The sequence below is a fragment of the Thomasclavelia ramosa DSM 1402 genome, from assembly GCF_014131695.1.
Taxonomy (GTDB): Bacteria; Bacillota_I; Bacilli_A; order Erysipelotrichales; family Coprobacillaceae; genus Thomasclavelia; species Thomasclavelia ramosa.
On sequence record NZ_CP036346.1, the window covers coordinates 1,653,443 to 1,668,701 of the forward strand.

General features: G+C 32.0%; 15 protein-coding genes. 4 read left to right on the forward strand and 11 right to left on the reverse strand.

The genetic code is table 11. The features are described from left to right. Positions 1 to 72: 72 nt before the first annotated feature. Together coaBC and EYR00_RS07910 are read left to right on the forward strand one after the other, a co-directional pair. The gene (gene coaBC / locus EYR00_RS07905) at positions 73 to 1,260 is read left to right on the forward strand and encodes a bifunctional phosphopantothenoylcysteine decarboxylase/phosphopantothenate--cysteine ligase CoaBC (RefSeq protein WP_003537733.1); all 1,188 of its coding nucleotides are present in this window, start codon (positions 73 to 75) and stop codon (positions 1,258 to 1,260) included. Further along, entirely contained in the window at positions 1,254 to 2,030 is a 777-nt protein-coding gene (locus tag EYR00_RS07910) for a type III pantothenate kinase (RefSeq protein ID WP_003537732.1), read from the forward strand. The genes coaBC and EYR00_RS07910 overlap by 7 nt, the downstream gene beginning before the upstream one ends. Positions 2,031 to 2,076: 46 nt before the next feature. Here EYR00_RS07910 and EYR00_RS07915 read toward each other — a convergent pair whose 3' ends face one another. The 9 genes from EYR00_RS07915 to EYR00_RS07955 form a co-directional block, all read right to left on the reverse strand. Continuing rightward, on the reverse strand, positions 2,077 to 2,772 hold the full coding sequence (locus EYR00_RS07915) for a DUF421 domain-containing protein (RefSeq protein WP_003537731.1): 696 nt from the start codon (positions 2,770 to 2,772) through the stop codon (positions 2,077 to 2,079). 51 nt (positions 2,773 to 2,823) lie between these two features. Further along, entirely contained in the window at positions 2,824 to 3,333 is a 510-nt protein-coding gene (locus EYR00_RS07920) for a flavin reductase (RefSeq protein ID WP_003537729.1), read from the reverse strand. Between the two features lies 1 nt (position 3,334). Continuing rightward, on the reverse strand, positions 3,335 to 4,750 hold the full coding sequence (gene malQ, locus EYR00_RS07925; RefSeq protein WP_003537728.1) for a 4-alpha-glucanotransferase: 1,416 nt from the start codon (positions 4,748 to 4,750) through the stop codon (positions 3,335 to 3,337). A 1-nt stretch (position 4,751) separates the two neighbouring features. Beyond that, the gene (locus EYR00_RS07930) at positions 4,752 to 5,393 is read right to left on the reverse strand and encodes a lactate utilization protein (protein ID WP_182481619.1); all 642 of its coding nucleotides are present in this window, start codon (positions 5,391 to 5,393) and stop codon (positions 4,752 to 4,754) included. 50 nt (positions 5,394 to 5,443) lie between these two features. After that, positions 5,444 to 7,456, reverse strand: coding sequence for a ferrous iron transport protein B (gene feoB / locus EYR00_RS07935; protein ID WP_003537725.1), 2,013 nt, complete (start codon positions 7,454 to 7,456; stop codon positions 5,444 to 5,446). Further along, positions 7,446 to 7,682 (reverse strand): FeoA family protein, encoded by a 237-nt coding sequence (locus EYR00_RS07940; RefSeq protein WP_003537724.1) that lies wholly within the window; start codon positions 7,680 to 7,682, stop codon positions 7,446 to 7,448. The genes feoB and EYR00_RS07940 overlap by 11 nt, the downstream gene beginning before the upstream one ends. Before the next feature lie 10 nt (positions 7,683 to 7,692). Further along, a complete protein-coding gene (locus EYR00_RS07945; protein ID WP_003537723.1) occupies positions 7,693 to 8,493 on the reverse strand; it encodes an MBL fold metallo-hydrolase in 801 nt (266 codons plus the stop codon). Positions 8,494 to 8,593: 100 nt separating this feature from the next. Further along, positions 8,594 to 11,065, reverse strand: coding sequence for a heavy metal translocating P-type ATPase (locus tag EYR00_RS07950; protein WP_003537721.1), 2,472 nt, complete (start codon positions 11,063 to 11,065; stop codon positions 8,594 to 8,596). 13 nt (positions 11,066 to 11,078) lie between these two features. Beyond that, a complete protein-coding gene (locus EYR00_RS07955) occupies positions 11,079 to 11,411 on the reverse strand; it encodes an ArsR/SmtB family transcription factor (RefSeq protein ID WP_003537719.1) in 333 nt (110 codons plus the stop codon). A 114-nt stretch (positions 11,412 to 11,525) separates the two neighbouring features. Here EYR00_RS07955 and EYR00_RS07960 point away from each other — a divergent pair, with 114 nt between their 5' ends. After that, positions 11,526 to 12,056, forward strand: coding sequence for a cysteine hydrolase family protein (locus tag EYR00_RS07960; RefSeq protein ID WP_003537718.1), 531 nt, complete (start codon positions 11,526 to 11,528; stop codon positions 12,054 to 12,056). 22 nt (positions 12,057 to 12,078) lie between these two features. On the opposite strand, the gene EYR00_RS07965 is transcribed toward EYR00_RS07960, so the two are convergent. Then, on the reverse strand, positions 12,079 to 12,489 hold the full coding sequence (locus EYR00_RS07965; RefSeq protein ID WP_008791711.1) for a PTS sugar transporter subunit IIB: 411 nt from the start codon (positions 12,487 to 12,489) through the stop codon (positions 12,079 to 12,081). 242 nt (positions 12,490 to 12,731) lie between these two features. Between EYR00_RS07965 and EYR00_RS07970 the strand changes: the two genes are divergently transcribed. Next, the gene (locus EYR00_RS07970; RefSeq protein ID WP_003537716.1) at positions 12,732 to 13,796 is read left to right on the forward strand and encodes a branched-chain amino acid aminotransferase; all 1,065 of its coding nucleotides are present in this window, start codon (positions 12,732 to 12,734) and stop codon (positions 13,794 to 13,796) included. 58 nt (positions 13,797 to 13,854) lie between these two features. Here the strand turns inward: EYR00_RS07970 and EYR00_RS07975 are convergent, their stop codons facing one another. After that, the gene (locus tag EYR00_RS07975) at positions 13,855 to 15,195 is read right to left on the reverse strand and encodes a citrate synthase (protein ID WP_003537715.1); all 1,341 of its coding nucleotides are present in this window, start codon (positions 15,193 to 15,195) and stop codon (positions 13,855 to 13,857) included. Between the last annotated feature and the right edge of the window lie 64 nt (positions 15,196 to 15,259).

Sequence of the window (15,259 nt, forward strand, 5' to 3'; positions counted from 1 at the left end):
ATGATTGATACTAGAATTGTTTTTAAATTATTAATCAAATTTGAGATAGTTCAAAGATAGAAAGGAAGTAATATGAAAACAATTATTGTAGGTATTAGTGGCAGTGTTGCTGCTTATAAGACTTGTGATTTAGTTCGAGCCTTAAAAAAATTAAATTATGATATTGAAGTAATTATGACTGAAAATGCAACAAAATTTATCAGTCCCCTAACTCTTGGTGCTTTAATCAACAAACCTGTTCTGGTCGATGACTTTGACGATCAAGGTTATCAAATTAAACATATCAGCTATGCAAAGAAGGCAGACTGTTTTATCATTGTCCCTGCAACAGCTAATATTATTGGTAAAATTGCTAATGGTGTTTGCGATGATATTGTTACTTCAACCTTTTTAGCTGCTACTTGTCCTAAGCTGATTGCACCAGCAATGAATGTTAATATGTATGACAATTTAGCAACGCAACGTAATATTGAAAGATGCAAAACTTATGGCATTAAATTTGTTGAGCCTGGCTACGGGTTACTTGCTTGCGGAGATGTTGGCCGTGGAAAATTAGCTGATACTGATGATATTATTAACATGGTTGAATATTGTTTAAGTCCTAAGCCATTAAAACATAAACGTGTTTTAGTAACTGCCGGTCCAACTCAAGAAGCGATTGATCCAGTTCGTTACATCACTAATCATTCAAGCGGAAAAATGGGTTATGCATTGGCAAAACGCGCCTATCAATTAGGTGCTAAAGTAACTCTGATTAGTGGTCCGACAGATTTAAGGGTTCCGTATGGAGTTGAAGTAATCAATATTAAATCTGCCCGTGCTATGTTTGAAGCCGTCAAAGAAAGTTATGAAAAACAAGATTATATCATTAAAGCCGCTGCTGTAGGTGATTATCGGGTCAAAGAAATTGCTACTAATAAAATAAAAAAGCATGAAGATTCATTAATTTTGGAGATGGTTAAAAATGATGATATTCTTACTTATTTAGGCGCTCATAAAACAACTCAAACAATTTGCGGTTTTGCAATGGAAACACAAAATCTAATTGAAAATGCTAAGGATAAATTCAAACGTAAAAATTGTGATTTATTAGTTGCTAATAATTTAAATGAAAATGGTGCTGGTTTCAAAAAAGATACTAATAAAGTCACTTTTATTAGTAAAAATGACGTACAATCAATTGAACTTATGTCTAAAGATGAATTAAGTGATTTAATCTTAAAAAAATTAATAAAAATCAAGGAGAGTCATTCATGTTAATTGTAATTGATATTGGAAATACAAATATTACGATGGGATTAGTTGATAAAGATGAAATTATTGACAATTATCGTCTAACAACAAAATTAGAACGGACTTCTGATGAATATGGATTTATGCTGCTAAGTTTCTTGCAGGCATCTAGCATATTAGTTGATGAAATTGAAGACATTATTATTGCCTCAGTTGTACCTAAAATTATGTATTCATTTACTAATTCGATTAAAAAATATTTTAATAAAGAGCCGATTATTGTTGGTCCTGGCATTAAAACAGGAATCCGAATTAAAATCGATAATCCTAAAGAATTAGGAGCCGATCGCCTGGTTGATGCTGCTGGAGCATATTACATTCACGGTGGCCCTTGCCTTGTAATCGATTTTGGAACTGCGACTACTTTTGATGTAATAAGTAAAGATGGTGATTTTTTAGGCGGTGCAACAGCTCCCGGGATTGGCATTAGTATTAATGCGCTATCTAGTCAGGCAGCAAAATTACCAGAAATTGAAATCAAAAAACCTAAAAGTGTAATCGCCAAAAATACTGTATCTAGTATGCAAGCTGGAATAATCTATGGATATATTGGATTAACTGAAAATATTATTCGTGAAATTAAAGCCGAGTATAATGAGAAACTTAAAGTTATTTCTACTGGTGGACTAGGTCGGATTATTTTTAATGAAACCGATTTAATTGATATATACGACCCTGATTTAACCTTTAAAGGTTTGAAAATCATTTATGATAAATATCGAAAAAATAACAAATAGGAAGTAATAATACTTCCTATTTGTTGTCTAAATTTCAACTCACGCATTAATTAAATTTTTTTTCAATTTCATTAATAGTGTATACAACTAGATTACTATTATCCTCTTGATACATTAAAATAATATCTGATAACGGTACTCCTAAAACATTTAGTTCCCGCTCAAGCCAATCAACATCATGATTAATTGATTTTAAATTTTCATGAAAAATCGTTCCTTCTTTAACTAATAAAGTCGGCGGATTAACTTTATTAATTTTAATATTTAAATCATTGACCACAGTAGGACGATATTTTTCTTTTGGAAAAAAACTTAAGCTTCCATTTGTTTCTAATACAACCATCTGTAATTCATTTAAATCAAAGTAGCCCCCTATTCGACATTGCATTAAAAATTCATCAACATCAAGTTTAGCCTTTTCCAATTCTTCATTATATATTTGATCATTTTCAAATAAAACCACCGGATGCCCGTCAATAATATTTCTCATCGTTAAAGAAGTACTTGCTAGTTTGGAAAGGATAATTATTACAATTGTATATACGATCATAGCAATAAGCGGCTTTAACATATTATCAAACCCACCCATGACTAGCTCACTGGCAATACTCCCAATTGTAATTCCATTTATATAATCATACATATTTAATTGGCTAACTTGTCGATATCCCATCATTTTTGTTATTCCAAATAGAACTGCTAATGATATAACAGGGACAACTATATATTCTAATATCTGCATATTCTCACCAATTAAAGTATGTCCTTAATATGCAAAAATAAACGAAAAAGATTAATCTTTTTCGTTTACATAAATACTTTCTATTTCACCAATATAAATATAATGATAATCATGATCTGGATAATTTTTCACATCTAGAGAAACATCAATGAACCCTGTTGGTTCAATTTTACCCCGATATAATTTTTTACAAACCATTCCCATTGTGCCTTGTTTGAATAAAGGCTGTTCATTAATCATCTCAACATTAAAACCAACTTCTCTTATTTTATCACTGTCACGTCCAGATTTTGAACCTAGAACCCCTAATTCTTTTTTATAGCCATCAAAAAAAGTTAACGTGAAATAATCTGCACTATCTACAAATTCCTTAGTATATCGCTGTGGTCTAATATACACAGTCACAACATTTTTATTCCAGATCACTCCAACGCTACCCCAAGAGGCAGTCATTGTATTTATTTTTCCATCTTTGACAGCACTAATTAAAAGCCAATCTTTTCCGATTGTTTTAAACGGATTTAAACTTAATTCATTGACATCTATTTTTTTATAACTCATTTTAATCCTCACTTTTTAGTTTATTAAATAATTTAAAAGCTTTCTCAACTAAACTCATGTTTGATACACGATAAGTCCAATTGGTATCATTAACTTCTCCCGGAATATTAAACCGTTGTTCATTATCTACTTCCAGCAAATCCCAAACTGGAACAATTACATCACTGGCATTGGAATGTAAGCAGAATTTAATAATTGCTAAATTTAGCGGCAGTTTTTCATCAACTATTTTCTTTATTTTATTCAATGCTTCTTCATTAAGGCTATCGCTCCATCCTTTGATTGTTTCGTTATCATGAGTTCCGGGATAAAAATATGAATGTTCAAGATCATTAAAACCATCATCTAACATAAATTGAAAAACTTTCATTCCTTTGAGATGATAATGATTTTTTAATTCAATAACTTCAGGACGCAGATAACCTAGATCTTCTGCTACTAAATCAATACTTCCTAGAGAGGCATATAATTGATCAAATAGTTCGTAGCCGGGAGCATATTTCCAACTTCCTTCAATCGCTGTTGGTGCATCAACAGGAATATCCCAATACGAATCAAATGCTCGAAAGTGGTCAATACGAGTAATATCGAAGATCTTACTAGCCCAGCCAATTCGATCAGTCCAAAATTTAAATTTATTAAATTTTAGATATTTCCAATCATAAAGAGGATTTCCCCAATATTGCCCAGTTGGACTAAAATAATCGGGTGGAACACCAGCAACACTTGTTGGATAACCCGCTTCGTCCAATAAAAATGACTGATTATCCAACCATACTTCGACTGAACCGTGATCAACATAAAATGGCATATCACCAATAATTTTGATTCCTTTATCATTAGCATATTTTTTAAATGAAAACCATTGATGATAAAAAATAAATTGAACAAATTGATAGTAAGCAATCTGCTCTGTATATTTTGTTAAATTTACCTGATGATATTTAGGATAATCTTTAAATTCAGTCGGCCATGATGCCCAATCATAACTTTTATTAATTGAAGCAAACGTACAGTAGAGAGCATAATCAAAAACCCAAGGGCATTTAGTTAAAAAACGATCGTACTGATCATTGCCCTTAAAATTGTTATATGCCAATAATAAATATTTATGCTTAAATTTTCTGATTTTGTCATAATCAACATTTGATGTTTCAGAATAATATTCAGGTACTTCATCTAACAGCCCATTTTCGACTAAACTGTTTAAATTAATATAGATTTCATCTCCGGCATATGTACTTACCGCACGATATGGTGAATTAGCTTGAGTAGAAGGATGAAATGGCAAAATTTGAAGATATTGACCTTTATTTGCAGCAAGCTGGTCAATGACCTTATAAGCTTCTTTTCCTAAATCACCAATCCCATGTTTTGAAGGAAAACTTGATAAAGGAAATAAAATTCCACTCTTCATCTTAATAACCTAAATCTTGATCAACAATAACGATCTTAATTCGATTAATGTTACCTTGATACCCCAATTTGACATAGCTGCTGCATATTCTATCTGCTGATAAACAATTCATACATGTCCCTGTTTTAGTACATGGTGTTTTTTTATTTAAACGAACAGCATTTGCGGGAGCACTAATTGATTTAATGTGATTGATTGCTTCTTCTTCACTATCAAAAATCTTATTTTTCCCAGCGATTACAACAACTTCTTTTGGACCATAGATCATAGCTGCAACACGATTTCCATTTCCATCAACATTGTATAAACATCCATTTGTAGTTAGAGCATTTGTGCTCGTTATAAATAAATCGCTAGTAAAAGCTTTTCTGAATATTTCCTGCATTTGTTCTCGCTCTAATCCCTCTTGATAGCGATCATGCAATAAAACATCAGATTGATGAATTAAATCAATTACTCCTGTTTCAAATAAAGTCATCGAACCACCTAAGGCAACTGTTTTGTGATTACATAAATATTTTTTTAAATAATTATGTAATTGTTCAAAGTTATCAACAAAAGTAATTTGCATATTATTTTGTTCAAACGCTTTGATCATCCCATCTTGTTTAATTTTAATAATAGTTCCTAAATTTTTATCCATAATGTAAGTCCTTTCATTGGTTATCTATTTATAATTATATTATTTGTCAATCAAGAAATCAATAAAGCTAAATGATAAACAATAAAAGCAACTACGTAAGCAATTCCTGTTTGATAACCTGCTGTCAAGATTGCCTGTAGCCAAGAACCAAGTTCTCGTTTTGTTGCCGCAAAAGCAGCCACACAAGGCATATATAATACTGTAAAGGTTAAAAAAGCAAATGCACTTGCTGGTGTAAGTAAAGTATTCAAAGCATGATATAAAGCATCCGGGCTACTTGAATTAGTAAGGACAGATAAGGTTGAGACAACCGATTCTTTTGCTGTTATTCCAGTAATCAAAGATGTCGATAAGCGCCAATCAGAAAATCCTAAAGGTGCAAAAATAAATGATAGTTTATTTCCGATGTAAGCTAAAATACTTTTTGAACTATCAGTGACCATTTCAAAACGAAAATTAAAGCTTTGTAAAAACCAAATTAATAAAGATGCAATAAAAATAATTGTAAAAGCTTTTTTTAAAAAATCCTTTGCTTTCTCCCACATATGCATAATCACATTTTTAGCTGTTGGGATTCGGTAACTTGGTAATTCCATTACAAAAGGAATTGGATCACCAGGGAAAATTGTCGCTTTTAATAATAATGCAGAAAAAATTGCAACTAAAATTCCAATACAATATATAGTAATCATCACCAGTGGGGCTTTCGTACTAAAAAAAGCTGCAATTATCATCCCATATATTGGCAATTTAGCACTGCATGACATAAATGGTGTCACAATAATTGTCATTTTACGATCACGTTGAGACGATAATGTTCGTGAAGCCATAATTGCAGGTACAGAACACCCAAATCCAATTAACATCGGAACAAAAGATTTACCAGATAAACCTATTTTTCTTAACAGCTTATCCATTACAAAAGCTACCCGTGCCATATATCCGCTATCCTCTAACATCGATAGAAAAAAGAATAATACAACAATTAACGGCAAGAATGATAAAACACTTCCAACTCCAGCAATTACTCCATCTCGCAGTAGCGAAATTAGCCAAGGTGCAACTTGATGATTAGTTAAAAATGTAATAATCGTACTCCCGATAAAATCAACTGCTATTTCCATTAATGACTGTAACGGTGCACCAATAACATTAAAGGTCAGAAAGAAAATCATTAGCATAACGACAATGAAGATTGGTATTCCAAAATATTTATGAGTTAAAATAGAATCTATTTTTTCAGAACGTACTTGACCCGCAGTTTCTTGCTCTTTAAAAACAGTTTGTCGTGTGATATTTTCAATTACTTGATAGCGCATATCCACTAAGGCCGCATCTTTATCCAAGCCTTCCTTTTCTTCCATATCCTCAATAATATGTTTAATAATATGGAGTTGCTGAACATCAAGATGTAATTGCCTGATAATATCTTTATCACCCTCAATAATTTTTGTAACGGCAAAACGTTTTGGTAGTTTTGCCTTAACTGCATTATCTTCAATCAAATGGGTTATTGAATGTATCGCTTTGTGAATCTCACCTGAACAAAGATCTAAATGTGAACAGTTATTTTCTTTTAGAGTTGTTTCAATAGCCTCGATCAATTCTTCAATTCCCTCATTTTTACTTGCTGATAACGGAATAACCCGTATTCCTAACGCCTGTTGTAATCCTTCTACATCAATGCTATTACCACTACTAATAACCTCATCCATCATATTCAGCGCCAAAATCATTGGAATATTTAATTCTAAAAGCTGCATTGTTAAATACAAATTACGTTCAATACTAGTCGCATCGATAATATTTATTATCATTGATGGTTTTTCTTTAATCAAAAAATCAGTTGAGACGATTTCTTCCATTGTATATGGTGTTAATGAATATATTCCTGGCAAATCAACTAATTTAATCGATGGATGTTTTTTAATAGTTCCAGATTTTTGTTCAACTGTTACACCTGGAAAATTACCAACATGCTGATTCGAACCAGTTAAAGCATTAAAAAGAGTTGTTTTACCACAATTCTGATTTCCAATTAAAGCTATTGTTTTAGTTGGCATCACTAATCACCTCTACTTCAATCATCGCTGCATCATCTTTACGAATCGTTAAAACATAACTTCGTAAATAAAGTTCAATAGGATCACCCATCGGTGCAATCTTGCGAACTTTTACAACTGTTTTTGGAGTCAATCCCATTTCCAACAAACGACGACGCAATAAGCCCTCTCCGTGAACAATCGTAACTTTCCCACTCATTCCTGGAATTAATTTATCTAGTGTCATGTTACTCCTCCTACAACCTATATTCTTCCAGATCATCAGGCACAAAGATATTTCCATTAAAATATTGCTTTGCTTCATCAGTGTACAATTTTTTACGATGACTAAGATTTTTTTCCTCAGTATGATATAAAATCAAATTCTTGATATTTAATGTTTGTGCTAGTTCGCTAGCTTCTCTTACTGTTGAATGATACTTTTCGTATGGCTTAAAAAAATCACGTTCTTGATATAAACAAAAAGCTTCACTTAATAACCATTTTGAATCAACAGCATATTGATAACATAATTCATTGAATGGCTCATCACCTAAACATGTCAATTTTCCATCATCTAATTCAATCGAAAAACCAAATTGTTTTGCTTTTGTTGAGTAAATATCAAAGAAAGTCACAAGATGTTCACAAATTGTGATTTTTTGTCCATCTTGTACTTCATTAATAAATATGCGCTCATCAATTAAATTATAGAGTTTCTCTTGTACTGTTAGTTTGATAATTGTTTTTATTGTAGAAACCAATTCATCATGACAGTATATGTTGAAGTTACCGTCATATTCACCACTTTTGATTTTGGTTGCAACCATTCTAAAAATCCATACTACTCCCAATACATGATCAGTGTGGCTATGCGTAACAATCATATTTGTTATTTGGGATAATTCAATCTTTGCCAGTTCAAGCTGCTTTAAAATACCATTTCCACCGCCGGCATCAACCAATAAATATTCATTTTTATTTTTCAAAGCAAAGCAAGTATTATAACAATTTTTTACACCTGCATTTCCTGTTCCTAATATAATTACCTTCTCCATAAATATCCTCCGCGCTAAATTATACACCATATCAAATAAAGTTTATAGACTCTAACTTTAAATTAAAGAAAATTAGGACCGGCTAACCAGTCCTAATCAATTATCGTAATATTCTCATTGAATTTAAGATTGCAATCAATGTTACTCCAACATCAGCAAACACACCCATCCACATATTGGCGTATCCAAACATTGTTAATAATAAGACTCCAATTTTAATAATCAATGTAAAAGTCACATTTTGTTTTAGAATTTTATTTGTTTTTTGTGAAATACAGATTGCTTCACCAATCGTAACAATATCATCATTCATCAATACAATATCAGCTGCTTCAATAGCGGCATCACTTCCAACACCACCCATAGCAATTCCCAAATCAGCTCGAGCTAGAACTGGTGCATCATTAATACCATCACCGACAAATGATAATTTTGCTCCCTGATTGATTAGAGTTTCTACTTGAATTACTTTATCTTGTGGCAACAACTCACTATAAACTGTGTCAATTCCAATTTTTTTAGCAATATCTTCGGCTACTTCGCTACGATCCCCTGTCAACATTACAGTATTTTTAATACCATATTTTTTCAGATGTTTGATTCCTTCAATAGTAGTTTCTTTTATTTTATCTGCGACAACAATATTACCTAAATATTTACCTTGACAAACAATATGCACTACTGTCCCTACTGTAGATGGATTATTGACTGTAATTCCTAAACCTTCAATATAAGATTTATTACCTAAATTATATACTTTATCATCAATTTTAACTTCAATACCTTTACCTGCTATCTCTTTAAAGTCACTAATTCGCTTTTGATCAATTTCTTGACCATATTTTCTTAAAATACTTTTAGCAATTGGATGATTTGACATACTTTCACCATATGCTCCAAGCATCAATAAGTCATCGGCACCATTAATTTCTACAACTTCAAAGCTACCTTCTGTAAGTGTTCCAGTTTTATCAAACACAACAGTATCAATATCCTTTAATAATTCAAGATAATTACCGCCTTTGATTAATGCCCCAACTTTACTTGCTTTCCCTAATCCTGCATATAGTCCCAATGGAATTGAAATAACCAATGCACATGGACATGAGACAACTAAGAAAGTTAAAGCCCGATATAACCAATCTGTAAATACTGCATCTTTAAAAATCAGCATTGGAACAATTGCAAGTGCAACAGCCAAAAATACAACAGTTGGCGTATAGATTCTTGCAAAGCGTGTAATAAATTGTTCAATTGGAGCTTTTTTACTAGCTGCATTTTCAACTAAATCTAAAATTCTTGAAACAGTTGAATCTTCATAAACCTGAGATACTTTAAGATTAATAATTCCTGTTAAATTAACTACGCCTGCTAATACTTCGTCACCTTTGCTAACATTACGCGGCAGTGTTTCACCAGTTAAACTAGATGTATCTAGAGTACTAGCACCTTCAAGTACAACTCCATCAAGAGGTACCTTTTCACCAACTTTAACAATAATCTCGTCACCAATCTTAATTTCTTCTGGAGCAACTTTTTTTATTTCCTCACCCACTAATAAATTAGCATAATCACTTTTTAAATCCATTAATGAACTAATTGAAGTTCTTGTTTTATTAACTGCATATGCTTGAAAAATTTCTCCAACAGAATAGAATAACATAACTGCAATAGCTTCTTTATAGTCACTGATACAAAATGCTCCAATCGTTGCAATACACATTAAGAAATTTTCATCAAAAACCTCACCACGCCTGATATTCTTTAATGCTTTTAATATAACTTTATACCCTACTAATAAATATGCAATTCCATAAACAATTGCTGCATAATCAAACTCGCCCGCTATAATACCAGCAATATAAACTAAGGTTCCACCAATTAACCCAAGATGTTCCTTAGGAACAAATAATTTTGGTTTTTCAACTACTTTAATTTCATCTTTTAATGTCAAAGTCACATCGTCTTCAACTTGATCAACTACTTTTTGTAGTTTTTTCAATAATTCATTTTGAGCAATCGATGTCTTAGGTTTTACTTTCAGTGTTTCAGTAGAAAAAATAATCATTGCTTCATCGATTTCATTCATTTTATTAATTGCTTGTTCAACTTTCATAGCGCAATTTGCACAATCCAATCCACTGATTTTAATATTAATCGCACCTTTTAAATCACCATGTTGAACTGATTCAATATTATGCTCATGGTCATGTCCACAGCTGCATTCCTTGTGATCATGGTGATGTTCATGCTCGTGTCCGCAGCCACATTTCTCGTGATCATGATGATGTTTGTGATCATGTTCACCGTTACATTCTTCGTGATTATTAGAAACATTATAATCTTGACCATTTTTTGATAAATTGATTACTTCTACATCCGGTTCAACGCTTTTAACAGCTTCAACAATTTTTGATTCATCAAACAAATCAGTATCTGTTTCAACAAACATTTTTGTCGTTGCGAACACAACACTGCACTCTCTAACATTTTCAAGTTTACTAACTCGCTCTTGAACCTTTTGAGCACAATTAGCACAATCTAAACCTTTCAAACTATACTTAAGTTTCATAAATACCCTCTCCTTACTCAATTACATGTTTATACCCAGCGTCAAATATCTGCTTAACGTGTTCATCATCAAGTGAATAATACATCAATTTCCCATCTCTCCTAAATTTAACTAGGTTTGCTTGCTTTAAAATTCTTAATTGGTGTGAAATAGCAGACTGTGTCATATCTAAACACGCCGCTAAATCATATACACACATTTCTGATTCAAACAAAGCACAAATAATTCTGATTCTAGTTGAATCACCAAAAACTTTAAACAACTCAGCAACATCATAAAGAATTTCCTCTTCCGGCAATGCTGCAGCAACTTTATTAACAATAGCTTCGTTTACTACTTTATCCATTTCTTATCTCCTTTCGTATGAATATTTATTCATATGACAATATGATTATATATCCATATATTTACATTGTCAATCAATAATGATAAAATATTTTAAAAAGTATGGAGGGTTCACATGAAAAAATTACTAGTAGTGATTGATTATCAAAATGATTTTGTAAATGGTAGTTTAGGATTCCAGGAAGCAGTGGCCTTGGAAGACTATCTTGCAGATCTTATCAAGGAATACCATAATAACAACGATGATGTTATTTTTACTTATGACACTCATCAAAAAAATTATTTAACTACCCAAGAAGGAAAAAATCTTCCTGTGGCGCATTGTCTTGAAAACACTGAAGGATGGCAACTATATGGAAAAATCCATGATTTAGCAAAAAATGATAAAAAAATAATAAAAGAAACTTTTGGCTCATTAGCATTAGGTAATTATTTAAAAAATAAACAATACAATGAAATTACTTTAGTCGGTGTCGTTTCAAATATCTGTGTAATATCTAATGCAATAATTATTAAAGCAGCCTTACCCGAAGCATCTATCATTATTGATTGTTTAGGAATTGCAAGCAACGACCCCCTTCTTGAACAGAAATCAATTGATATTATGGAAAATTTACATATGAAAATTATTAATAAAAAAAGATAGCTGTATTGAAGATTTAAAACAGCTATCTTTTTTTATTAACATTTCGATATGCAACACCACGAGTAATCCGTAATAATTTCTCTTCGCCAGGAAAATGAACTGGATTATTAGGGAACGTCCGATAAATTTCAATTATATCTTTTGCATCTGCAACTATTTCTTCTAATTGCATAAAACCGTACATTTTAGGCGGTAACAGATAAATTGGAACTGATATGGTCGTCTCCTGTAAAAGACGTTCAACATAAATTTTTAAGTGAGGGCAGCACATAATTATGTCAAAATCAGCTTCTTTTTCTTTAACAAGAGAAAACGGATAAAATTCAAGATAAACCTCTTCTTGTAATCCTTTCTCAACTACTTCTTTTTTCATTCTCTCAGTTACATAACTAGAAGAGAATCCTCCGCCACAACATATTAATATTTTCAACATAACTATTCCTTCCTTTATAATTTACTATTCATAACTATTAATGGCCTTAGAATTTTAACTTCTGCAAATATTTATACTACTATATATCTTATCATATAATCTTCGTTTCCAACAAACTAATTGCTTTTTTTAGGATAAGAACATAATTAGTTACATTATCATAGTTTATTAGATAAATTCTATCTTGTATCACTAGCTAAATGAGAGTATACTTATAAATAAATTAAGGGGGTTGTTTAATAATGGAAATCAAAATTGAAAGAGCGAAAACTCTAAAAGAAAAACCAAATCAAGATAATTTAGGTTTTGGAAATTATTTTACTGATCATATGTTTATGATGGACTATACAGAAGGAACAGGATGGCATGATGCACGCATCGTTCCATACGCACCAATTCCAATGGATCCTGCTACAATGGTACTTCACTATGCCCAAGAGACTTTCGAAGGTTTAAAAGCATATCGTGATCCTAACGGTAACATAACTTTATTCAGACCAGAAATGAATGCTCGAAGAATGATTAATTCAAATAGACGTATTTGCATGGCTGAATTACCTGAAGAAATGTTTGTAGAAGCGGTTGAAGCAATTGTTAAATATGAACAAGATTGGATTCCAACTGCAAAAGATACTTCTTTATATATTCGTCCATTCATGTTTGCAAGTGAAGCTGGTGTTGGGGTACATCCTGCTAAAACTTATACTTTTATTATCATTTTATCACCAGTTGGTAATTACTATCCTGAAGGTGTAAATCCTGTAAAAATTTGGGTTGAAGATGAATATGTAAGAGCCGTTAAAGGTGGCACTGGATTCACTAAATGTGGTGGTAATTACGCTGCCAGTATTGCAGCTCAAGTAAAAGCAGAATCTCATGGTTATACTCAAGTTCTTTGGCTTGATGGTGTACATCGCAAATATGTCGAAGAAGTAGGAACAATGAATGTAATGTTTGTAATTGATGGTAAAGTTGTTACAGCACCTTTAGAAGGTTCAGTATTACCAGGAGTTACTCGTGATTCTATCATCCATATTCTTAAAGATTGGGGATATGAAGTCGAAGAACGTGAATTAAGTATCGATGAATTAATGGCAGCTGGTCGCAATGGTAAATTGACAGAGGCATTTGGAACTGGAACAGCAGCTGTAATTTCCCCTGTTGGTCAACTTTATTATAAAGGTGAAGAAGTTATTATCAATGATTTTAAAACTGGTGACTTGACACAAAAATTATATGATACTTTAACCGGGATCCAGTGGGGTCGTTTAGAAGATAAATATGGTTGGGTTCGTCACATCAAATAAAACTGGAGACACTCCAGTTTTTTCTTATAAATATAAAAATAAGAACATCGGTATGTTCTTATTTTCGTTTATTCATAGGTATATATTCATATGTTTCTCCAACATATTTAGCAGCGGGACGAATAATCCGTCCTGAATATAATTTATTTTCAATATTATGAGCTAACCATCCAACTGCTCGACCAACTACGAACATCAATGTATATAGTTCTGTTGGAATACACAACATATCATATATTAGTCCGCTATAAAAGTCGACATTCGCACAAACAGTAATTCCTTTACGATTTTTTATTGCCTGAATAGCAGCCTGTTCAAAACGATAATAGAAATCAAATTCTGCTTCTCGCCCCTTTTCAAGAGCTAGTTCGCTACATTGTTGTCTTAAAATAACACAACGCGGATCACTAACCGTGTATACAGCATGACCAATCCCATAAATCAATCCACTATTATCATTGTATTGTTTATCTAAAATTCTTTCGACGATCTCATTAATTTGTTCATCACTTGCATCTAGACCAATTTCATTAATTATCAGTTTCATTTGATTCATTACAGCAAGATTTGCCCCACCATGCTTAGGACCTTTTAAAGAACCAATTGCCCCAGCAAAACTCGAATAAATATCTGTTCCGGTCGAACTTATTACAACATTAGTAAACGTTGAATTATTACCACCACCATGATCAGCATGCAGAACTAAGCACATATCGAGTACTTCAGCTTCTTTAGGTGTGAAGTGTTTATGGTCACGCAATAAATATAAGATATTCTCTGCAATTGATAGATCTGGCCTAATTTGGTGAATATATAAACTTTCTTTGTCAAAATAATGCACTTTACTACGATATGCATAACAAACAATTGAAGGAATTTTAGCAATTAGATTCAATCCTTTGTACATTGTTGATGAAGGACTAATATTATCTGGATCCTCATCATACGAATATAACATCAAAACTTCCTGTTGTAATTTATTCATTAAATTTTTAGATGGAAACCCAAGAATTTTAGATTCCAAATAATGCGGTGGTAATTCATAACGCTCAGATAGCTCCTTTTTAAAATTTTCTAATTCCTCTTTGTTTGGCAAATAGCCAAACAAGATCAGAAAACAAGTCTCTTCAAATAAAAAGCGTTGATGCGGTTCGCGTTTATTGATAATGTCTGATACTGCGATTCCACGATAATAAAGCTCCCCATCACAGTCAACTTTCTTACCATCAATTTTTTTATACCCTACAACATCAGCAATCTTGGTTAAGCCTACTAATACCCCAGTACCATCCTCGTTCCGTAATCCTTTTTTTACATCAAATTTTGAATATAATTCATTATCTATCTTGTTATTACTTTCTTTTGCTTTTTCAATAAAACCATCAATAAATTGACTCATATAAGCACCCCCATAAATTTAAGTAGTTTTATTATAACACTTCTTCTTTTGATTGTATACAATC

What these genes read in the sequence shown, in the direction of transcription:
- EYR00_RS07950 (WP_003537721.1), bottom strand. Translation starts at nt 11,065, where the DNA reads ATGAAACTTAAGTATAGTTTGAAAGGTTTAGATTGTGCTAATTGTGCT.
- EYR00_RS07915 (WP_003537731.1), bottom strand. Translation starts at nt 2,772, where the DNA reads ATGCAGATATTAGAATATATAGTTGTCCCTGTTATATCATTAGCAGTT.
- EYR00_RS07965 (WP_008791711.1), bottom strand. Translation starts at nt 12,489, where the DNA reads ATGTTGAAAATATTAATATGTTGTGGCGGAGGATTCTCTTCTAGTTAT.
- feoB (WP_003537725.1), bottom strand. Translation starts at nt 7,456, where the DNA reads ATGCCAACTAAAACAATAGCTTTAATTGGAAATCAGAATTGTGGTAAA.
- EYR00_RS07930 (WP_182481619.1), bottom strand. Translation starts at nt 5,393, where the DNA reads ATGGATAAAAATTTAGGAACTATTATTAAAATTAAACAAGATGGGATG.
- EYR00_RS07945 (WP_003537723.1), bottom strand. Translation starts at nt 8,493, where the DNA reads ATGGAGAAGGTAATTATATTAGGAACAGGAAATGCAGGTGTAAAAAAT.
- coaBC (WP_003537733.1), top strand. Translation starts at nt 73, where the DNA reads ATGAAAACAATTATTGTAGGTATTAGTGGCAGTGTTGCTGCTTATAAG.
- EYR00_RS07970 (WP_003537716.1), top strand. Translation starts at nt 12,732, where the DNA reads ATGGAAATCAAAATTGAAAGAGCGAAAACTCTAAAAGAAAAACCAAAT.
- EYR00_RS07975 (WP_003537715.1), bottom strand. Translation starts at nt 15,195, where the DNA reads ATGAGTCAATTTATTGATGGTTTTATTGAAAAAGCAAAAGAAAGTAAT.
- EYR00_RS07910 (WP_003537732.1), top strand. Translation starts at nt 1,254, where the DNA reads ATGTTAATTGTAATTGATATTGGAAATACAAATATTACGATGGGATTA.
- EYR00_RS07920 (WP_003537729.1), bottom strand. Translation starts at nt 3,333, where the DNA reads ATGAGTTATAAAAAAATAGATGTCAATGAATTAAGTTTAAATCCGTTT.
- EYR00_RS07955 (WP_003537719.1), bottom strand. Translation starts at nt 11,411, where the DNA reads ATGGATAAAGTAGTAAACGAAGCTATTGTTAATAAAGTTGCTGCAGCA.
- malQ (WP_003537728.1), bottom strand. Translation starts at nt 4,750, where the DNA reads ATGAAGAGTGGAATTTTATTTCCTTTATCAAGTTTTCCTTCAAAACAT.
- EYR00_RS07960 (WP_003537718.1), top strand. Translation starts at nt 11,526, where the DNA reads ATGAAAAAATTACTAGTAGTGATTGATTATCAAAATGATTTTGTAAAT.
- EYR00_RS07940 (WP_003537724.1), bottom strand. Translation starts at nt 7,682, where the DNA reads ATGACACTAGATAAATTAATTCCAGGAATGAGTGGGAAAGTTACGATT.